General features: G+C 70.8%; 21 protein-coding genes. 9 read left to right on the top strand and 12 right to left on the bottom strand.

Annotation, left to right across the window (positions count from 1 at the left end; translation table 11 throughout):
• Positions 1 to 4: 4 nt before the first annotated feature.
• The 8 genes from MYMAC_RS02545 to MYMAC_RS02510 form a co-directional block, all read right to left on the bottom strand.
• Positions 5 to 385, bottom strand: a complete 381-nt coding sequence (locus tag MYMAC_RS02545; protein WP_013936365.1) for a response regulator — start codon at positions 383 to 385, stop codon at positions 5 to 7.
• On the bottom strand, positions 385 to 1,113 hold the full coding sequence (locus MYMAC_RS02540) for a sensor histidine kinase (protein WP_013936366.1): 729 nt from the start codon (positions 1,111 to 1,113) through the stop codon (positions 385 to 387). The genes MYMAC_RS02545 and MYMAC_RS02540 overlap by 1 nt, the downstream gene beginning before the upstream one ends.
• 3 nt (positions 1,114 to 1,116) lie before the next feature.
• Entirely contained in the window at positions 1,117 to 1,884 is a 768-nt protein-coding gene (locus MYMAC_RS02535; RefSeq protein WP_043709501.1) for a response regulator, read from the bottom strand.
• Entirely contained in the window at positions 1,881 to 3,281 is a 1,401-nt protein-coding gene (locus MYMAC_RS02530) for a sensor histidine kinase (RefSeq protein WP_095956897.1), read from the bottom strand. The genes MYMAC_RS02535 and MYMAC_RS02530 overlap by 4 nt, the downstream gene beginning before the upstream one ends.
• Positions 3,278 to 3,442, bottom strand: a complete 165-nt coding sequence (locus tag MYMAC_RS37525; protein ID WP_239989292.1) for a hypothetical protein — start codon at positions 3,440 to 3,442, stop codon at positions 3,278 to 3,280. The genes MYMAC_RS02530 and MYMAC_RS37525 overlap by 4 nt, the downstream gene beginning before the upstream one ends.
• 295 nt (positions 3,443 to 3,737) lie before the next feature.
• A complete protein-coding gene (locus MYMAC_RS02520; protein ID WP_095956896.1) occupies positions 3,738 to 4,073 on the bottom strand; it encodes an HPF/RaiA family ribosome-associated protein in 336 nt (111 codons plus the stop codon).
• A gap of 218 nt (positions 4,074 to 4,291) precedes the next feature.
• Positions 4,292 to 5,302, bottom strand: a complete 1,011-nt coding sequence (locus MYMAC_RS02515; protein ID WP_095956895.1) for a zinc-dependent alcohol dehydrogenase family protein — start codon at positions 5,300 to 5,302, stop codon at positions 4,292 to 4,294.
• Positions 5,303 to 5,360: 58 nt separating this feature from the next.
• Positions 5,361 to 6,875 carry an LA_2272 family surface repeat-containing protein gene (locus tag MYMAC_RS02510; protein ID WP_095956894.1) on the bottom strand — a complete coding sequence of 505 codons (1,515 nt, stop codon included), beginning with the start codon at positions 6,873 to 6,875 and terminating at the stop codon, positions 5,361 to 5,363.
• Positions 6,876 to 7,074: 199 nt separating this feature from the next.
• On the opposite strand from MYMAC_RS02510, the gene MYMAC_RS02505 reads away from it, so the two are divergent.
• Complete coding sequence (locus MYMAC_RS02505; RefSeq protein ID WP_095956893.1) at positions 7,075 to 8,067, top strand: aldo/keto reductase; 993 nt, start codon at positions 7,075 to 7,077, stop codon at positions 8,065 to 8,067.
• Positions 8,068 to 8,074: 7 nt separating this feature from the next.
• On the opposite strand, the gene MYMAC_RS02500 is transcribed toward MYMAC_RS02505, so the two are convergent.
• Positions 8,075 to 8,569 carry a hypothetical protein gene (locus MYMAC_RS02500; RefSeq protein WP_095956892.1) on the bottom strand — a complete coding sequence of 165 codons (495 nt, stop codon included), beginning with the start codon at positions 8,567 to 8,569 and terminating at the stop codon, positions 8,075 to 8,077.
• A 124-nt stretch (positions 8,570 to 8,693) separates the two neighbouring features.
• On the opposite strand from MYMAC_RS02500, the gene MYMAC_RS02495 reads away from it, so the two are divergent.
• From MYMAC_RS02495 to MYMAC_RS02460, 8 genes are all read left to right on the top strand, one after another.
• Positions 8,694 to 9,221: a pyridoxamine 5'-phosphate oxidase family protein gene (locus MYMAC_RS02495; protein WP_013936375.1), complete on the top strand. Its 528-nt coding sequence runs from the start codon at positions 8,694 to 8,696 to the stop codon at positions 9,219 to 9,221.
• Positions 9,222 to 9,619: 398 nt separating this feature from the next.
• Positions 9,620 to 10,954, top strand: coding sequence for an inositol-3-phosphate synthase (locus tag MYMAC_RS02490; RefSeq protein ID WP_013936376.1), 1,335 nt, complete (start codon positions 9,620 to 9,622; stop codon positions 10,952 to 10,954).
• Positions 10,932 to 11,858, top strand: a complete 927-nt coding sequence (locus tag MYMAC_RS02485) for a phosphatase PAP2 family protein (RefSeq protein WP_095956891.1) — start codon at positions 10,932 to 10,934, stop codon at positions 11,856 to 11,858. The genes MYMAC_RS02490 and MYMAC_RS02485 overlap by 23 nt, the downstream gene beginning before the upstream one ends.
• Entirely contained in the window at positions 11,851 to 13,101 is a 1,251-nt protein-coding gene (locus tag MYMAC_RS02480) for a GtrA family protein (protein WP_095956890.1), read from the top strand. The genes MYMAC_RS02485 and MYMAC_RS02480 overlap by 8 nt, the downstream gene beginning before the upstream one ends.
• Positions 13,091 to 14,089, top strand: coding sequence for a hypothetical protein (locus MYMAC_RS02475; protein WP_095956889.1), 999 nt, complete (start codon positions 13,091 to 13,093; stop codon positions 14,087 to 14,089). The genes MYMAC_RS02480 and MYMAC_RS02475 overlap by 11 nt, the downstream gene beginning before the upstream one ends.
• Positions 14,086 to 14,667, top strand: coding sequence for a protein-tyrosine phosphatase family protein (locus MYMAC_RS02470; protein ID WP_043709504.1), 582 nt, complete (start codon positions 14,086 to 14,088; stop codon positions 14,665 to 14,667). The genes MYMAC_RS02475 and MYMAC_RS02470 overlap by 4 nt, the downstream gene beginning before the upstream one ends.
• A 202-nt stretch (positions 14,668 to 14,869) precedes the next feature.
• Positions 14,870 to 15,352: a hypothetical protein gene (locus tag MYMAC_RS02465; RefSeq protein ID WP_095956888.1), complete on the top strand. Its 483-nt coding sequence runs from the start codon at positions 14,870 to 14,872 to the stop codon at positions 15,350 to 15,352.
• A 13-nt stretch (positions 15,353 to 15,365) separates the two neighbouring features.
• A complete protein-coding gene (locus MYMAC_RS02460) occupies positions 15,366 to 15,794 on the top strand; it encodes a hypothetical protein (protein WP_095956887.1) in 429 nt (142 codons plus the stop codon).
• A gap of 40 nt (positions 15,795 to 15,834) precedes the next feature.
• Here the strand turns inward: MYMAC_RS02460 and MYMAC_RS02455 are convergent, their stop codons facing one another.
• The 3 genes from MYMAC_RS02455 to MYMAC_RS02445 form a co-directional block, all read right to left on the bottom strand.
• Positions 15,835 to 17,235, bottom strand: coding sequence for a DUF4340 domain-containing protein (locus tag MYMAC_RS02455; RefSeq protein ID WP_095956886.1), 1,401 nt, complete (start codon positions 17,233 to 17,235; stop codon positions 15,835 to 15,837).
• A 123-nt stretch (positions 17,236 to 17,358) separates the two neighbouring features.
• A complete protein-coding gene (locus MYMAC_RS02450; RefSeq protein WP_095956885.1) occupies positions 17,359 to 18,288 on the bottom strand; it encodes an AraC family transcriptional regulator in 930 nt (309 codons plus the stop codon).
• Positions 18,269 to 19,318: an NAD(P)/FAD-dependent oxidoreductase gene (locus tag MYMAC_RS02445; protein ID WP_095961447.1), complete on the bottom strand. Its 1,050-nt coding sequence runs from the start codon at positions 19,316 to 19,318 to the stop codon at positions 18,269 to 18,271. The genes MYMAC_RS02450 and MYMAC_RS02445 overlap by 20 nt, the downstream gene beginning before the upstream one ends.
• Positions 19,319 to 19,495 lie beyond the last annotated feature (177 nt).

Genomic DNA, 19,495 nt, shown 5'->3' with positions numbered 1-19,495 from the left:
GCGTTCAGGCCCCCAGCGGGCGCTGGGGCAGCAACTTGAAAAGGAAGGCGAGCAGGTCGTCGAAGTGGCCGCCCTTGCGGAAGACGGCGTCCACCGGCATGTCTATTTTCCCGTCATGACCGGTGACGAAGACGACCTTGGTCTTCGGCATGTGGTGGCGCACCAGCGGAATCAACCCCGTCCCAAAGCCGTCGCCGAGGCTCTGGTCCAACAGCACGGCGTCATACGCGCGAGGCCGGTTCAATAATCCCGCCGCCTCCGAATAGGAGCCCGCCGTGACGACCGCGAAGCCCGCGTCCTCCAGGAGCGCGGACAGCGTCATCCGGTTGGAAGGGTCGTCTTCCACGAGCAGCAGGCAACGCCCGAAGGTCCAGTTCGTCTCCATCACTTGCTCCCCCGAGTCACGTCATTCCGGACAGGGCCCCCGGCCTCCAGCCCCGCGAAGAGGATTTCCACGTAGGTGCCGCCCGAGGGAGCCGCGCCCAGGTCGAGCTGCCAGCCATGCCGCACGGCCGTCCGGTGGACGATGCTCAGCCCCAGCCCGGCGTGGTGGGGCCGCGTGGTGAAGAAGGGCTCCAGGGCCCGCGAGTACGCCTCCGGCGCCAGGCCCTCTCCGGTGTCCTCCACCCGCAGGCACACGCCGCCGTCGGTGTCGCGCGTGTGCACCGTGAGCGTTCCACCGCGCGGCATGGCCTCCAGCGCGTTGTCCACGAGGCAGCGCACCAGCAGCGCCAGGTCCTCCACCTCCAGCGGCACGCCGCCCCGCGCCTTCAGGTCCCTCACCACCTCCACGGAGGGCGGAAGCTGGGCCTCGGCGAGCGCGCGCTCCACGCCCTCGCGGGCGTCGCACCTTGGACGCGTGCCACCGGAGGGCGGCGGCGCCCGCTTGGAGAGCACCTCCTCCGCGGACGTCAGCTCCTTCTCGATGAGCTGGAAGAAGGTCTCCACGCGCGGGTCCGCGCTCCAGAGGTCCGTCTTCTTCACCTGCCGCATCAAGTAGAACGAGGCGTTGCGGATGCTGGCCAGCTTGTTGCGCAGGTCATGCCGCAGGGTGGAGGCCACCACGTCCGCCACCGCCGCCCGCTCACGCGCCTGGAGGTCTCTGCCTGCCATGGGTCAAATCCTCGCGCCTTGCGGCCCTTGTTGAGGCCGGCCTCGCACCCGTGCAATCGCCTGCACCAGCTCGCGCAACGGTACCGGCTTGGTCATGCACACCACCGCGCCCTGCGCCGCCACCCGGCGCAGCATCTCCGGCACCACGTGGCCGGACACGGCGATGATGGCGACGGACAGGTTCGCCGCGCGCACCTTGGACACCAGCTCCGGCCCGCTCATCTCCGGCATCACCAGGTCCAGCACGCAGACGTCGTACTCCCCGGAGCGCAGCGAGGCCAACGCCTCCTCGCCGCTGTACACGGCGCGCGCGCGCAGCCCCACCGTGCTCAGCGCGCGCACCATGCCGCGCGCCACCTGCTCGGTGTCATCCACCACCAGGACCTGGGGCGCCGCCGCCGCGCGCAGCACCGTGTCCAGCGCGTGCGCCACGTCGAAGGGCTTGGGCAGCACGGTGAAGGCGCCCTCGGCGAGCGCGTCATCCACCAGCTCCTCCGCCGTGAAGGCCGTCATCAGCACCACCGGCATGTCGGGGCGCTCCTGCTTGATGCGGCGCAGGAGCTCCACGCCGTGCAGGCCGGGCATGCGGATGTCCGTGAGCACCACGTCCACGGATTGCTGCTCCAGGAGGCGCAGGGCCTCCTCACCGTTGGCCGCCTCGAGGACCGTGTGGCCCTCCAGCTCCAGGTTCGCGGCAAGGGTGATGCGGAGCGACTCCTCGTCGTCAACCAGCAGGATGCGCGCGGGGGCCACTGCGACGTCCTCCATCATGCGGCCTGGGCCGCCGCTGCCGCGGGGAGCTCGATGAGGAACTCACTACCCCGCTCCGCTTCGCTGCGCACAGAGATTGTGCCGCCATGACGTTGCACCATGTTGGCGACAATGGCCAGTCCCAAGCCGGTGCCTCGCGTCTTCGTCGTGAAGAGCGGCTCGAAAATCTTGGGCAGCACCTCCGGAGGAATCCCCGCGCCGTCATCCACGACCCGGATGCACCAGGGCTGCGCGTCCCCACCTTCCGCCATCACTGAAACCTCTCCATTGCGCCCCACGGGCATCGCCTCCACCGCGTTCTGCACCAGGTTCACCAGGACCTGGCGGAACTGCTCCTTGTCCAGGTTCGGCACCGGCAAGGACTCCGGGACGCCATTGACGATTCGGACGCCCTCCCGCTGCGGCACCACGCCAATGGCCTCGTCCACCAGGGGGCGCAGCGGACACGGCTGGAGCGCGGGCGGACGCTCGCGGGCGAAGTCGAGCAGGTCGGAGATGATCTTCGCGCACGCGTTCAGCTCGCGCTCCATCAGCCCCAGGAACTGGGGAACCCGTGGGTCATCCGCGGCCCCCGCTGGGTCCTTCGTGAGCTTCCGGGAGAGATAGGCGTGGGAGTTGCGCACCGCGGCCAGCGGGTTGCGCAGCTCGTGCCCCACGCTGGCGGCGAGCTGCCCCACCGCGGCCAGCTTCTCCACGCGGATGAGGTGCTCCTGGAAGCCGCTGAGCTCGCGCAGGGCGCGGTCCAGCTCGCGGGCCTTCGCGTGCTCGCGCTCGCGGGCCAGCTCCAGCTCCGCGCGGCGCACCGCCACCTCGCGCAGCTCGCGCAGCATGCCCCGGCACGAATACACCAGCACCACGTCGATGAAGGCCACCCAGAAGGCGTGCTCCACGAAGCGCCACAGCTCCGGTGGAAGCCCCCCGTAGAACGAGTGCGACCACATGGTGCCGCGCAGCACGTGGTCCACGACGGTGGTGATGCTCGCGGTGAGCAGCACCCACGGGTCGCGGTACAGCGCCAGGAAGGCCAGCGAGCCGAAGATGTGGAAGTGCGTCTCCACCCGGCCGTCCGTCAGGAAGATGAGCAGCGAGGACCAGAGCGCCTGGCACACGGCCACCACGTGCCGGGTGGGCGTGGAGCCCGGACGCCAGCGCGCCATCCCCATGGGGACGGCGCTGAGCAGCGTGCCCACCAGCAGGGCCGCCTGGAGGTGCGCGGAGCTGCCCGACGGGCCGACCAGCGCGATGACGAGGCCCACCACCCACTGGCCCAGCATCAGCCCCGCGAAGAGCCGGTCCGTGCGGACGCGCACCGCGCCCAGGTGCTCACGGAACAGCCGCGCGGCGCGCTCCTTGAGCGCCAGGGGCGTGCCGGTGACTTCCTCCCGGGCCGCGCTCACGGCGCGCGCCCCCGAGGCGCTTCCAGCTCGCAGCCAGACACGGCGTGCCCGGCTCGCGTGGGCGCGTAGCGGGCCATGGCGAGCGAACCCGCCATGACGCCCCCCAGCCAGACGACGCCCGTCAACACCCACCACGCCCGCTTGCGCGCCGGATGCCTCATCGCGAAGCCTCCGCATGTGCCCGGGGTCCGCGAGGACGCCGCGCACGCGGAGCCGTGGCGGGCGGGGCAACTGAGGCTGTCGAGTGGACGGCGGCGGTGGTGACGAGGTGGGGAGCCTCGGCGTCGACCCGCAGCACCTGGAGGCGCTGGGCTTTCATGGCGTGACAAGCCACACGATAGCGCTCAGCCCCCCAGGTCTGTCATGGGTTTGTATGGCAAATGTTCGGCAGGTGCGCGGCGCGACCGCCCTGCTGGATGTCTGTGATGGGAATGAAGTGGTGCGCCGCGGACCCCGTCACCGGTGGTGCGTGTGGAGCGCGTCCGCGTAGTGTTGGAGCTGGCGTCTGGCGGCGTCGAACGCGTCGGTGACGGCCTGGTAGGCGTCCTCGTGGGAGGTGCGGCCCTGCGGGTCCCGCGTGGCGACGATGTTCCTCCCCGGCACACTCACATCCACGCGCACGTGGAAATGCCGGCCGTGCTGCTTGTGCCGGTGCGGCTCCTCCACCACCACGTGGCACCCCACGATGCCGTCGTAGAACTGCTCCAGCTTGCCGGCGTGGTCGCGGATGTACTCGCTCAAGGCCTCGCTCGTCTCCATGCCCCGATAGGTGATTTGCAGCGCTCGGTTCATCGTCCGCCTCACGTGGTGGTGCCCCGCGGAGGGGCATCGGGTTGCCCTGGATTCCGAATGCATTTGCGCGGCCAGCCCGCCAGGTGCGCGAAATTCCATGCATGCACAGGGAGGCCACACGCCGCGTTTGCGGCGGAATGGGACACCGCCGCAGTCTCTGCGTGGCGAATCGCCCCATCTGACCGGGGCGGTGGGCGAGGGCTCGCCCCGCGCCTTGCTCACACCGGCGCCGCGAGGTCGAGCACGGCCGCGCCGCGCACCTGGCCGCGTCGCAGCGCGGTGAGCGCTTCGTTGGCGGCGGACAGGGGGAAGGTCTGCACCTGCGTGCGCACCGGCACCCGGGGCGCGAGCGCGAGGAAGTCCACCGCGTCCGCGCGGGTGAGGTTCGCCACCGAGCGCACCACCCGCTCCTCCCACAGCAGCGCATAGGGGAAGGAGGGGATGTCGCTCATGTGGATGCCGCCGCACACCACCACGCCCGCCCTGTCCACCGCCTGGAGCGCGGTGGGCACCAGTGCGCCCACCGGCGCGAAGAGGATGGCCGCGTCCAGACGCTCCGGTGGCGGGGTGTCCGAGCCCCCCGCCCACTCCGCGCCCAGCTCCCGCGCGAACCGCTGGCCCTCCACGTCCCCGGGACGGGTGAAGGCGAAGGCGCGGCGGCCCTGGTGGCGGATGACCTGGATGAGCAGGTGCGCCGCCGCGCCAAAACCATAGAGCCCCAACAAGCGCCGCTCCGCGCCCGCCAGCCGGAGGCCGCGGAAGCCGATGAGCCCGGCGCACATCAATGGCGCGGCGTGGACGTCGGAGTACTCGGGCGGCAACGGGAAGCAGAAGCGCTGGTGCGCCACCGTGTACTCCGCGTAGCCCCCATCGAGCTGGTAGCCGGTGAAGCGCGCCTGCTCGCAGAGGTTCTCCTGGCCGTTCAGACAGAAGCGGCAGCGGCCACAGCTCCAGCCGAGCCAGGGGACGCCGACTCGCGTGCCCACGGGGATGGCCGTCGCCCGCTCGCCCGCCGCCTCCACGGTGGCCACGATTTCGTGGCCGGGCACCAGCGGCAGCTTGGGCTCGGGCAGCTCACCGTCCACGACGTGCAGGTCGGTGCGGCAGACGGCGCAGGCGCGCACGCGGAGCAGCAGCTCCTCCGGACCCGGGCGGGGGATGGGCAGCCGCACCTCCCGCAGCGGGTGCCCTGTCTCCCGCAGCACCATCGCGCGCATGCCGCCGTCCATGCCTTCCCCCTGGCCCCGCGTTCAGGCGCGGCGCCTGGGAGGAAGATGGGGAGCGCCCTCAAATCTGCACACCGGCGAGCAGGCCCGGCCACATGCGCACGGTGGTGCGGCCCTCGTCCGAGACGCTGCGCCACTGGGGCCCGATGCCCAGCTCCTCCCACCGGTCGCTGCCATCCCAGGTGACGAGCGTGTTGGCGCTGACACCACCGAACACCGCGAAGTGCTTCGCCACCTGCCAGCCCGCCGTCAGCCGGAGCTGCGCCAGGATGTGGTGCGAGTCCTCGAAGAGCCGCTTCGTGTGGATGGTGCTGCCCACCGCGTCGAGGTCGACGAAGAAGCGGCCCACGGGGATGTGGCCCCCCAGGCCCGCGCCCATGACGAAGCGGCGGCGGTCCTCGTCGATGGCGGGGCTGTAGCCCACCGTGAACAGCGAGTAGATGTGGCGGCCGCCCAGCTTCACGCCCACGTTGGTGAGCGCCACGTCACTGGCCCAGGCCTGCAGGCGCGCCTGGCCGCCGCCGACGAGGCTGAGGATGCCCACCGCTTCGCCGTCCAGCTCGCGGGCCATGTTGAGGATGCCCACCTGCGCGCCGGACACGCTGCTGGCGATGTTGACGATGCCCACCTGCGCGCCGTCCACCACGCCGCCCACGTTGATGATGGAGAGCTGCGCGCCGGAGAGCTCCCGCGCGTAGCTGACGCCCGAGGACATCTGGAGGCCCGTCATCTGCCCCGCCACGTTGAGGCCCGCGGCGGCCTGGAGCCCGTGCACCCGCCCCGACGCGATGTTGGCGCCCACGCCGAGCTGCGCGCCCACCAACCCCTTCCCCGCGATGTTGACGCCCACGCCGAGCTGCGCGCCGTTCACCGCGCCCGACGCGATGTTGCCGCCCACGGCGAGCTGCGCGCCCTCCGCGTCTCCGCGCACCACGTTGACGCCCACCGTGGACTGGAGGCCCAGCAGGCTCGTGCCCGCGATGTTGGCGCCCACCGAGAACTGCGAGCCGTTCACCGGGCCGCGAGACACGTTGACGCCCACCGTGAGCTGCGCGCCGCTCAGCCCGCCGTCCCCCACCCAGTTGCCGGCCAGGGACATCGCCACGCCATCCACCCGCTTCGCATGCGTCGTCACGAGGCCAATGGACACGTTGTTGACCACGTTGCCCGTATGGAAGCCCGACGTGCTCAGCCCCGGCACCAGCGTGAGGCTGAACGGGATGTGGACCTCGTCCGCCTCCGCCTTCGTCCCGGCCGGGTCCTGCGCGGACGCGGCGGCGCGGACCTCACCGCCCACGGCCGCGTCCGCCGTGGAGGCCGACGGCTCCGCGCTCCGCGGGGACGTGTTGGCCACCGTGGCGTCGGCCTTCGCGTCAGCGCCCGTGGCCGCGCCCTTCGACGGCGCTCCCGTGTGAACCACCGGCTGCTCCGCCACGGCCACCAGGGGCGGCACGGACAGCTCCCGCGGCACGCCCGGCCCATCGACAGAGGTCTCCTCCGCCGCCTCCTCGGCCGAAGCCGAGAACGCCGCCACCGCCACCATCATCCCCGCGCACACCGAGACCTTGCGATTCATCGCCTGGACCTTCCTGGGCTGTTTCGAAGAGCGGCCCGGCCCGCCTCGCGCGGGCATCCAGGCCAGAAGAAGTCGTCGGGAGGCATCCGCGTCCCGCTCGTGCAAGGGAACACCGGCGCCACGAGGAACTGTCACCTGTCCACTTCAGCGCGGCCGCCGCCCGCGAGCGCCCACCGCCGAGCCGCTAACATGCCGCGCCATGTCCTCCCGCGCCCCGGCCCACCGTCCGCAGCCACCGTCCCGCCGGGACGTGCTCACCGCGACCCTGGGGGGCCTGCTGCTGCCTGGCCTCGCCGCCGCGCAGCCCGCGAAGCAGGCCCCTCGGGCCTCGCCCCCGGAGAAGACCGCCGCGCCCTCACGCGGCAGAGGAGACGCCATGCGCACCCGTCCCATCCCCCGCACCGGCGAGGCGCTGCCCGTCATCGGCCTTGGCACCTGGCAGACCTTCGACGCCAGCGCCGACGAGCGGGCGCCGCTGCTCGACGTGCTCCGCACCTTCCTCGACTCGGGCGCGCGCCTCATCGACTCCTCGCCCATGTACGGGCGCGCGGAGTCCGTGGTGGGCGAGCTGCTCCAGAAGCTGGGCGAGACGAAGACGCCCTTCCTCGCCACCAAGGTGTGGACCACCGGCAAGGAGGACGGCATCGCGCAGATGCGCGAGTCCCTCCGGCGCATGGGCCAGGGCCGCATGGACCTGATGCAGATTCACAACCTGGTGGACTGGCGCACGCAGCTCGCCACCCTGCGCGACTGGAAGGCCCGCGGCGCCATCCGCTACCTCGGCGTCACCCACTACGCCCGCAGCGCCTTCGGCGACCTGGAGCGCATCATCCGCGAGGAGAAGCCGGACTTCGTCCAGCTCCCCTACTCGGTGCTGGAGCGAGACGCGGAGAAGCGCCTGCTGCCCGCCGCCGCCGAGCACGGCGTGGCGGTGCTCGTCATGCAGCCCTTCGCCAGCGGCACCCTCTTCGAGCGCGTGCGCGGCCGGCCCCTGCCGGACTGGGCCGCGGACATCGACTGCACGAGCTGGGCCCAGGTGTTCCTCAAGTTCATCCTGGGACACCCGGCGGTCCACTGCCCGCTGCCCGCCACCAGCAAACCCTCGCACGCCGCCGACAACGTGCGCGCGGGCTTCGGCCGGCTGCCCGACGAGAAGCTCCGCGCCCGCATCGTGAAGGCGCTGGAGGGCTGAGCGGCGGCTACAGCTCCGGGTCCGGCGTGTACTGGAGCTCGCCCGTGGGCTCCAGCACCAGGCCCGTGCCGGGCTCGTCCGCGTCGTCGTCGCGGCCCACCTCCAGCACGGACTCCTTCGCGTCCCACTGGCCCAGGTAGTACTCGCCGCCGGCGGCCATGCACGCGCGGCCCTCCGACACCACCGTCTCCACCACCTCCTTGAGGTCGCTGGTGGCGCGCAGCAGCGTCCACGACTTGCCGTCCTCCTTGAAGCCCTCCACCAAATCCTTGAGCTCTTCGTCGCGGGGCATGCCTTCGGGCAGCGTCTGCCGCTCCCACTCGCGCGGCTCGCGCGGCGGCTGACGCGCCTTCCACGCACGCGCCAGCGCCAGCAGCTTCTCCTCCGCCGCCTCCTGGAGCGCGTGCAGCTCCTCGGGCAGGTCGATCTCCTCCAGCGCCAGCACCGCCGTCTCCAGTTGCAGCGCCTTGAGGCTCCACTCGTTCCACGCCGTCTTCAGCATCCGAACCCTCGCTTTCCTGCCCGGCCACCTACCACACGCCCGCCTGCCCTGGCGGCGGACAACCCACCGCCGTGTGCCCGCCGGCCTCCGCGCGACCTACCTTGTGCTCCCAAGGGAGGCAGCGATGGCCAGGAAGAAGAAAGACACCCAAGATGTCACCGAGCACTTCGATGACCTCATCAAGGGCATCAAGGTCGCGATGATGACCACCGTGGAGGCGGACGGCAGCCTGCGCAGCCGCCCCATGTGGACGCACGACCGGGACTTCGACGGAGAGCTCTGGTTCTTCACCCGCGAACACTCACCCAAGGTGGACGAGGTGACGCACGACCACCACGTCAACCTCGCGTACTCGGACCCCGCCAGGGACCGCTACGTCTCCGTGAGCGGCCGCTGCCGGCTCGTGCTCGACAAGGAGAAGGCCCGCGAGCTGTGGAACCCCACCCTCAAGGCCTGGTTCCCCAACGGCCTGGACGACCCCGAGCTCGCCCTGCTCTGCGTCCGCGTGGAGAAGGCCGAGTACTGGGACACGCCCAGCAGCCGCATGGTCCAGTTCGCCGGCATGATGAAGGCCGCCCTCACCGGGCAGCCCTACGCGCCGGGCGACCACCAGAAGCTCGACCTGGACGACAGCGCCCCGCTGACCCACTGAGCCGGCGGGGCCCGCCGGATGGGCTCTATATAAAGGAGGGACGGCGCCTCGCCGTGGCTCCGCCCCCTCCTGTCCCACCCACACCTGCTTCATCCCTCATAGGGGATGGGTCTACACATACCCATGTCAAACCCGTCCGAGGAGTGTGCCGTGGATGTCGTCCTTCTGACGACCTGGTGTTTCTCTGACAGCGTCGATCGCCCTGCCTTGTACCTGGGGCTGGCCTGATCCATGAGTGCGGCCCCTTCGGGTGGTAAGAGCCGCGACGCTCATGACGTTGAAGTGCCGAACGCTTTAGAGTATCAACCATCCGCTTTCGAGATTTTCCGCATGCACGACCGGTATCGTACCGACCCGCATACGGCCGACTCGGATTCGTCTAACGAAGGAACACCACGATGGAAAACAAGAGGTCGGTCGCGAAGCCGGACGGCAAGCTCGCGGTCCTGATTCCGGGTCTGGGCGCTGTGTCCACCACGCTGATGGCGGGTGTCGAGCTGGCGCGTCAGGGCAAGGGTCACCCCATTGGGTCGCTCACGCAGATGGGCACGGCCCGCCTGGGCAAGCGCACCGACGGGCGCACCGTGAAGCTCAACGAGCTGGTGCCCCTGGCGGACATGAAGGACATCGCCTTCGGCGCCTGGGACATCATCCGTGAGGACGCGTACGAGGTGGCCGTGCGCTCCGGTGTGCTGAGCGACAAGCACCTGGCGGAGGTGAAGCCGTTCCTCCAGAGCATCAAGCCGAAGCAGGGCGTGCACGACCCCGAGTTCGTGCGCCGCATCGAGGCCAACCACATCAAGTCCACCAAGACGCACCGCGAGAGCATCGAGGCGCTGCGCCAGGACATCCGCGACTTCAAGAAGGAGCTCAACGCGACGCGCGCCGTGATGGTGGTGTGCAGCAGCGTGGAGACCTTCCGCCCGCTGCCCGAGTCCTTCAAGACGCTGGCCGCCTTCGAGAAGGCGCTGGACGAGAACAGCCCGGACATCAACCCCACCGCGCTGTACACCTACGCGGCCATCAAGGAGGGCGTGCCCTTCGCGAACGCCACGCCCAACGCCAGCGTGGACACGCCGGCGCTCCAGGAGCTGGCGAAGCAGGAGTCCGTCGCCGTCGCCGGCCGTGACCTCAAGAGCGGCCAGACGATGATGAAGACGGTCATCGCGCCCGCGCTCAAGGCCCGCATGCTGGGTCTGGACGGCTGGTTCTCCACCAACATCCTCGGCAACCGCGACGGCGAGGTGCTGGACGACCCCGCGGCCTTCAAGGCCAAGGAAGTGACGAAGTCGAGCGTGCTGGACACCATCCTGCAGCCCGAGCTGTACCCGGAGCTGTACAAGAAGTACGCGCACAAGGTGTCCATCCACTACTACCCGCCCCGCGGCGACGCGAAGGAGGGTTGGGACAACATCGACATCACCGGGTGGCTCGGCTACCCGATGCAGATCAAGGTCAACTTCCTCTGCCGCGACTCCATCCTGGCCGCCCCGCTGGTGCTGGACATCGCGCTGTTCCTGGACCTGGCCAAGCGGCTGGAGTGGCGCGGCATCCAGGAGTGGATGTCCTTCTACTTCAAGAGCCCCATGGCGCAGCCGGGCCTGCCGGTGGAGCACGACCTCTTCATCCAGCTCACCAAGCTGAAGAACACCCTGCGCGTCGTCGCGGGCGAGGACCCCATCACCCACCTCGGGCTCGACTATTACGGAGATGACCTCCCGCTCTCCAAATAAGGTCACCGCGCTCACGTGGCTCTCCACCGCCCTGGCGGCGAGCCACCTGACGCTGGTGTACGCCACCGGCCGGCTGCGGTGGGACCACGCCGCGGTGGACGCGCTGCTGTTGGGGGTGGCCTGGGCGGGCCCCCGCCTCCAGCGCTTCCTCCGCGGTGGGCTCGCGCTGTGGCTGACCGGGATGCTGCTGGACAGCCAGGGACTCTGGCTGTTCCTGCGGGGCCCCATCCACACGGGTGACTTGTGGGAGCTGGAGCGCCAGTTGTTCCCGGCGCCCGGCGGCACCCACTGGCCGGACTGGTGGGCCACGCGCTTCAACACGGCCCTGGACCTGCTGTGCGGGTTCGCCTACGCGGCGTATCTGTACGAGGTCTTCGTGCTGGCCCTCTTCTTCTTCGTGAAGAAGGACTCCCTCTTCGAGCGGCTCTGCTGGGGCTTCCTGGTGGCCAACGCCATGGGCGTCGTCATCTACGTGCTCTACCCGGCCGCGCCGCCCTGGTACGTGCTCCAGTACGGCCCCGGACCGGCCGACCTGGCCGCACCCCCCAACCCCGCGGGGACCGCCCGTTTCGACGAACTGCTGGGGATCCGCTATTTTGCGAGCTTCTACGCGCGCAGCACCAACGTGTTCGGGGCCATGCCTTCACTCCACGCGGCCTACCCCTTCCTGGTGATGCTGTTCGTGTGGTCGCGCGGCTGGGCGTGGCGCATCGCCACCGGGCTGTTCGCGTTGCTCGTCGCCTTCTCCGCCGTATACCTGACGCACCACTACGTCCTGGACGTGCTCGCGGGCCTGGGCGTGGCGGCGGTTGCATATCTGGCGGTCGAAAGCGTCTACGCCCGCATGACGGCCTCCGCACCCTGGGCCGTGCCGTTGACTACAAGAGGAGACACCCGTGCTTGAGAACCTGATGGCGTGGTTGACCGGAAACCTGTCTCCGTCCGCCCGCATCTGGACGGCGCTGGCACCGGCCATCGTCGCCTGTGCGTACTTCATTGGCGGGCTGCTCCTCTTCTGTGTCCGCTGCGCCTTCAAGGGCATCCCCCGCGACGAGGAGACGCTCAAGCGCGGCAACACCGGGCTGGTGGGCTACTTCCTGCGGCACTACTTCTTCTGGGTCATCCAGCCCCTGTGGGCGGTGATTCTGCGCTCGGGCCTCCCGGCCAACGCGCTGTCCATGCTGTCGGGCCTGCTGGGCATCTCCTCCGGCGTGGCGGTGGCCGCGGGCCGCTTCGCGCTGGGCGGCTGGCTCTTCCTCTTCGCGGGCATCCTGGACGTGATGGACGGGCGCATCGCCCGCGAGCGCAAGGAGGCCAACCCCGCGGGCGCGGCGCTGGACTCCGTGCTGGACCGGTACGTGGACTCGGCGATGCTCATGGGCCTGGCCTGGTACTACCGGGACACGTGGGTGCTGCTGCCCGCGCTGATGGCGCTGCTCGGCTCGTCGCTGGTGCCCTACGTGCGCGCCAAGGGCGAGGGCCTGGGCGTCAACGTGCGCGACGGCGCCATGCAGCGGCTGGAGCGGGTGCTCTTCATGGGCGCGGGCACGGCGCTGTCCCCCATCCTGGAGGCCGTCTTCTGGCCCGAGGAGAAGCACCCCATGCACTGGCTGGCGGTGGTGGGGCTCGTCTTCGTGGCCGTCATGAGCAACGTCACGGCGCTCTCCCGCTTCCGCAACCTGGTGAAGGCGCTGGCGCCCAAGCGGCAGGAGGCGCGCTCCGGCAAGGCCATCATCGGGCTCAACGCCCTGGCGGGCGCGGTGGCCACGGCGGTGGACTTCGCGCTGGTGCTGGCGCTGGTGGAGTGGGTGGGCCTGCTGCCCGCCTGGGCCACGGTGCTGGGCTGCGGCCTGGGCGCGGTGGTGAACTACTCCCTCAACCGCGTGTTCACCTTCAAGAGCAACGGCGCGGTGGCGCGGCAGCTCGCGCGCTACTCGGTGGTGAGCGGCACCAGCGCGCTGCTCAACGCGGGCGGCGTGGCGCTGCTGACGCTGCACCCGCAGCTCGCCTATGCGCTGGGGTGGTGGGTGGTGCGCGGCGTGGTGTACTTCGCGTGGAACCTGCCGCTGCAGCGGGACTACGTCTTCAACAAGGACGCGGCGGCCTCCGAGGACGCGCTCATGGAGCAGCGTCCCCATGCGGCGTGAAGGGCGCCTCCAGGGGCTGAAGGGGTTGGCCCTGGCCGCCGCGCTCGCGCTGCCCTCCGTGGCGGCGGCGGGCGCGGTGCTGGAGCCGAAGGTCTCTCCCAGTGACACCTACGGGGAGAACTTCTCCTTCATCGGGGACCTGGACGACGGCACCTTCATCTTCGCGCAGCTCACGGTGACGAACATCGGGCCCGGCTCGCGCATCGGGCTGTGCCGGACCACGGTGCTGACGCCGGGGCAGAAGGCCTGGTCGGCGCAGACGAAGGTCAAGTCGCGCGACTGGGGCTACGACGCGAAGACGGCCACGCTGAAGATGGGGCCGTGCTCGGCCCGCTCTGCGCAAGGGGCCACGCGCGTGGAGGTCCCCCTGGATGGCGGGCGGGTGCTGCTGGAGTACGCCGCGCCCATGATGCCCCAGGCCCGGGAGGGCTCCGAGGTGGAGGTGGGCAAGGACCGCTACCACCACGAGGTGACGCTGGCGTTCAGCCCGCTGAAGGCCACGGTGCAGCGGCCCAGGGGCGAGGACGTCGTCTACACGGGGGGCGGGTACGCTGACCACACGCGGACCACCATCGCGCCCGCGAAGCTGGCCAAGCGGTGGGTGCGCTTCCGGGCGCTGCGCGGCGACGAGAAGCTGGTGCTGCTGGCGCGCGAGGGCCAGGACGGCGAATACGGCCCCGTGTACGCGTGGGAGGAGGGCGCCAAGGCCCGCCCGCTGGAGCACTTCACGCTGGCGCGCGAGGGCGTGAAGGAGAAGAGCGCGTGGAAGGTGGAGCTGTTCGCGGGTGGCGCCTCCGCCATGGTGCTGCGCTCCACGTCGCTGCTGCAACGCAGCGCGCCGGTGGAGGACCTGGGCGCCGTGCTGGGCAGCCTGGTGCGCTCGGTGGTGGGCTCGCCGGTGACGTACCTGCACCGGGCGGTGTTGGAGCGTGAGGGCAAGGCGCCGGTGACGGGGTTGATGGAAGTGACGCTCGAGGGCGACCTGTGAGTCTTGCGTTGTTGCGGGAGGTGCACCACGTGCCGGGGGTGCGCGGCTGGGTGCGCAAGCAGGTGCTGCGCTCGGTGGCGCGCTGCGTGGAGTGGACCACGAAGCTGCCGGGGCGTGGGCTGAACGTGTCGCGGGTGAATGACTGGCTGTACGTGGGTGGCGCGGTGCCTCGCTCGCGGTACGCGGAGCTGAAGGCGCGCGGCATCACCGCCGTGATTGACGTGCGCGGCGAGCGCTGTGACGACGCGGAGGCGCTGAAGGCGCTGGGCATCGAGCTGTTGAACCTGCCGGTGACGGACCGCTACCCGCCGTCGGTGGAGCAGCTGATGCGCGGCGTGGCGTGGGCGCTGCCCCGGCTGGAGCAGGGCGGCACGCTGTATACGCACTGCGAGCACGGCGTGGGCCGGGGCCCGCTGGTGGGGCTGGCGGTGATGGTGGCCCGGGGCTGGGAGGCGCCGGCCGCGTACCGCGAGCTGCGACAGGCGCGGTGGCAGTCCACGCTGAATGACCGGCAGTTGAACGGGCTCGCGGACTTCGTCACCGCGTGGCGGGCCCGGGCGGCGGAGCGCGCGGCGTAGGACGCAAGCCATGCCCAGAGGGCCCCCATCCACGACGTTGGCATGGACTGTCTTGATAACCCTTTGCGCAGCCGCGCCAGGCTGCGGAACGAACCCCAACGTCCGAGTCAGGCGGCTTGAGAACGGCCGGCTTCAGGTCGACGGACCTCTCGCCGGGCCGTTCAAGACGACAGAGGAACTCGCCGCCGCGGGCTGCGACATCATGACCCGGCAGGGCGGCGCCTCGGCAGGTCCGGCGGGCTCCGAGTACTGCGCGCTCAACTACTACGCACCTGACGAGGATGCGTTCTACCTGAGCTACCTCTCCGACTTCAGGGACCGGGCAGATACTCGCGAGGCCAAGACGTGCTCGATGCCTGAACTCCTCAACGACCCGGAGCGAGTGAACGCCATCATCACGGGCGGCGACCACACGCATCCACACAACCCGCGTTTTTCCGCGGCGGACCTGAGCGGCAACTGGCATCCCACGCGTGCGGTGTCCCCACGTTCAGGCCGCGTTCTTCAGCGCGAGCTCTACGTCTTCCACAAGCGGGGCGACGCGCCCTGCACCGCGTACAGCTTCAACTATGCGACTCGGGTCGTCGCCGCGCTCCGTGGCGGCCAATGGGTTCCCATTGGCCACGTGTACGACGATAGAGGAAACATCCGGATGTTCGAGGGCATGGGCTGGTACGTCGAATGATGGGAATGACCTCATGAAACCGTTCCCGCTGGTCGTGCTCCTGGCCTGCTCGAGCCTGCTGAACGGCTGCGCCCTGTTTGGCTACTACAAGGTCCCCAAGGCCGAGCGAGCGCCCCCGGAAGAGGCAGCGAAGGTCACGTTTCCTGACGCCATGGAGCAGGGAACGCACCTGGACGGCCCGGCAATGGCCGCCCTTGAAGTCGCCATGAACGACTTCCTACCTCCCGACGCCAAAGCCGAAGCCCGCACCGAGGAGCTGGCACAGTGCCTTTCGAAGCGAAGCACCTACGATGTCACCGTGCTGAAGCAGCACGACCAGCTCTACTTCATCAGCTTCCTTCCCAGACTTTCCCGATGCGGCATCGAGCTCGGCGCGCCCATCATGGATGCGGGCGCGACCTATGCCATCGATGGGCATGGGCGGATTCTGAGCGAGCTCTAACGACCAGCCCTCACCGCGAACCCGCCTGCGAACGCCACCATCACGGCGCGCTGAAGAGCGCGTGCCCCCGCGCCAGCCACGCGCGGGCCCGGTCCTCCACGGCATAGGTGAAGGCGTCGAGCGAGCCTCGCGCGTACACCTCCTTGCGACCTGTGGCCGCGTTGGGCACCTCGTTCCCCAGCCGCAGCGTCTGCACCGCGCCGCCCTCCTCGCGCACCTCCACGGAGGTGACGGGGGGTGACAGGCCCGCCTCCGCGTCCTGCACCGACGCGTCGAGCAGCCGCGCGGCCTCGAGCTGCTGAAGCCAGACGAGCTGCGCCTCCACCTGCGTCCCATCGAACCGGAAGGACTCCGGCGGCGCCTTCGGCTCGAGCAGCGTCCACCCCTGCCCCTCCTTCGCCACCACCACCTGCGCCTCACCGGCCTGGATGCTCAACCGGTCCACCTTCTCCAACGCGAACCGCAGCAGGCGCAGGTCGCGCAAGTCCCCCAGCCGCTTGCGCACCTGCGACGCCGACACCGCCGACACCGCGTACACCCGTGAATCCCCCTCCACCTGGGCGGCCACGGTGTCCTCCGACGCCGCCGCCCGGCCCAGCCGCAGCACCACCGACCTCCCCGACTCGAGGCGCGCCTCCACCGAGTCGTGGGCCTGGGCAAGCTCCCGCGCGGCTTGCGCGGCGGCCTCCCCGATGAGCACGTCCTGCAGCTCCAGCTCCAGCAAGTCCCGCGCGACCTGGTCGGCCACCAGCGCGCTGAACCGGAAGCCCTCCGGCACCTGCGTGCCCTCCGCGAGCCGCCAGCCTCCGGGCGTCCCCGTCGACGTCACCGTCACCGGCGCGTCCTCCCCCACGCGGAACACCAGCGCGGTGAGGTCCCCGAGCGCCACCCGCACCAGCCGGGCGTCCCGCCAGTCCATGACGCGCTTGCGCCACAACCACCCCAACCGCACGGGGTGCTCGAAGACCTCCGTGCTGGCCGCGTTGCGCACGTACGTCCCACCATTGGAGGCCCCCTCCCTCCCGAGCACCAGCTCCATGGGAGGACGGCCCTCCTGGACGATGCGGACCTTCAGCGCCCGCCCGCCGTCATTGAGCCAGTACTCGGACAGCCGGTCGACGTCGCGGGTGACGAACTTCGCGCCGGATACCCGCGTCAGGGCCTCCAGCGCCCCCTTCACCATCTCCCCGTCCGCCGCGAAGCGGCTCTCGGGCGCCCCGGGCTCCGCCACCGTCCACCCATCGCCGTCCCGCTGCAACGTGGCGCGGCGGGCGCCCGACAGCTCCAGCCCGGAGACCCGGGCCGGGTCGAGCCCCGACAGGTCCAGCGCAGGGCCTCCGCTGCTGGACGCCGGCTGCACCTTCGGCCGCTCACCAGCGACGAACATGAACACCAGCAGCACCACGGCTGCGCCAACGGCGATGAGCAACCCCTTCTTCATGGCTCTCCCTCGACTCCGGGCTCGAAGGAGCACAGCGGCGGCCTGCCGCCCCTGCCTCCAGGGAGAACCCTTACTTCACCCCCGCACCGCTGGGCACCCTCAACCGCGCGTCCCCGAGGCGCCTCATGGCCCTCCGGCCGTGGCCTTGCGCCGCCACGCCGCCGGCGTCACCCCGTGGACGCGGCGGAACTGGCGGATGAAGTGCGTCACGTCCGCGTAGCCCACCCGCTCCGCGATGATGTCCACGCGCTCGTCCGTGCCGCGCAGGCGGCGGCGCGCCTCCGACATCCGGCACTCCAGAATCCACTCCCCCACCGTGCGGCCCGTCTCCTGGCGCACCACGCCCGCCACGTGCGCGGAGGAGCGCCCCAGCGCCTTCGCCACCTGCGCCAGCGACAGCGGCTCCAGGCAGTGCGTCTCGATGTAGGTGAGCGCCTTGCGGCTCAGCCCCAGGGACGGCGGCTCGCTCGTGCCCCCCTGGGCCGCCGTCATGCGCTCCAGTTCGATGAGGACCAGCCGCAGCAGCGAACGCGCGGCCTCCTCGTGCCCCGGCTCGTTCCGCGCCACCTCCGCCGCCAGCAGGCGCATCCACCGCGCCAGCCTGCGGCGCTGCGGCAGCGTGGGCCGCAGCACGGGGTGGCAGCCCTTGCGCACCCGCAGCAGCGGCCCCAGGCGGCTGCCGGCCCCACCGTCCTCGCCCAGCGCATCCGGATGGAAGGCCACGCCCCACCCCTCCGCGTTCGAGGCGCCGGCCCCATGCGCGTCCCCGGGCGGAATCAGGTGGACGTCTCCCGCCCGGACCACCAGGTCCCCGGCGTGCCGCATCTTCGACTCGCCCCGCGTCACCAGCATCACCACCGCGTAGGCGTGCACGGCAGTGCCGCGCCCGGCGCGAGGCGGGACATGAAAGCGCCCCGCCCAGATGGGCATGCGTCCCTGTTCGAAGTCCCGGCGCGCCGACGACTCGGGTCCCCAGGATGGCTGTCGTGGCTCGGACGGCATCGCCCCTTCGTAGCGAGCGATGCAGCCGGGCTCAACCGTGAGCAGGTCCATGCGCGGCGCCCGCCCGTTCCATGTTCAACTCATGGTTCAACATGCCCGCCGCCATCATCCCCGCGCCCGCGGCCGCGATGGCCGCCTGCATCCGGGTGCCCAGGTCGCCCGCGGCGTAGATGCCCGGGACGGAGGTCTGGCCCGGCCCTGTCAGCTTCACGAAGCCCTCCTCATCCAGCGCCAGCCCCAGCCGCTGCACCAGCGACGTCTGCCGCTGGGGCGGACGGTCGAAGAGGAACGCCCGGGGCACCCGGGTGCCGTCCTCCAGCTCCACCGCCGCGAGCTTCTCGCCGTCCGCGATGAGGCCGCGAATGGCGCGCGTCTCCAGCCGGACGCCCGCCTTCTCCAGCAGCGCGCGCTTGTCGGCGGGCGCCTCGAAGCCGTCCACGGTGAACACCACCAGGTCGCGGGTCCACCCCGTCAGCATCACCGCGAAGTCGAGCGTCATCTCGTTGCCGGCCAGCACGCCCCAGGCCCGGTCCTGAATCTCCCAGCCGTGGCAGTAGGGGCACTGGAAGATGGCCTTGCCCCACAAGCCGCTGTAGCCGGGCAGCTCGCGCATCACGTCCACCATGCCCGTGGCGAGCAGCACCCGGCGCGCCTCCACCACGCCGCCCCCTTCCAGGGACACGCGGAACAGCGCGCCCGCGCGCTCGACGTCCAGCACCCGCGCCTCCCGCAACTCCACGTCGTAGGGGCGCATCTGCTCCCAGGCGAGGCGCCGGAACTCCCGGGGCGGCGTGCCATCCCGGGTGAGGTAGGTGTGCACCTCCTCGGCCGCGGCGTTCCGGGGCGTGCCCGCGTCGCAGACCAGGACCTTCTTGCGGCCACGGCCCAGCGTCAGCGCCGCGCTCAGACCTCCGGGGCCGCCGCCCACAATCACCACGTCCTTCACGTCCTTGCGCTCCATGTCGTCCGTCCTCGTCGAGTCCATCGCGTGTCGGCACCCCAGGGGCAGCACGGCGCTGGCGAGCCCCAGCCCCGCCAGGGCCAGGGCCTCGCGCCGCGTCCACGCCTCGTGAGAAGGCATCACAGCCACGAGTGCCCTCGCATCGCGTGCGGCCCGCTTCGTCATGGATGAAGTGCTAACCGGCGGCCCCTGTCCCTGGGAGGGCGCGGCTTCGCGCTGAATCGGCGGATTCGCGCGTCCACGGCGCCGTCGCGGGCGAAGGGCCGGGTGTGGCTGCCCGGCCACAATCCAGGCGTC

It is taken from the genome of Corallococcus macrosporus DSM 14697, from assembly GCF_002305895.1.
GTDB classification, from domain to species: domain Bacteria; phylum Myxococcota; class Myxococcia; order Myxococcales; family Myxococcaceae; genus Myxococcus; species Myxococcus macrosporus.
The sequence above is the reverse complement of the archived record's forward strand: the minus strand, read 5'-3'. Positions and strand labels throughout refer to the sequence as shown.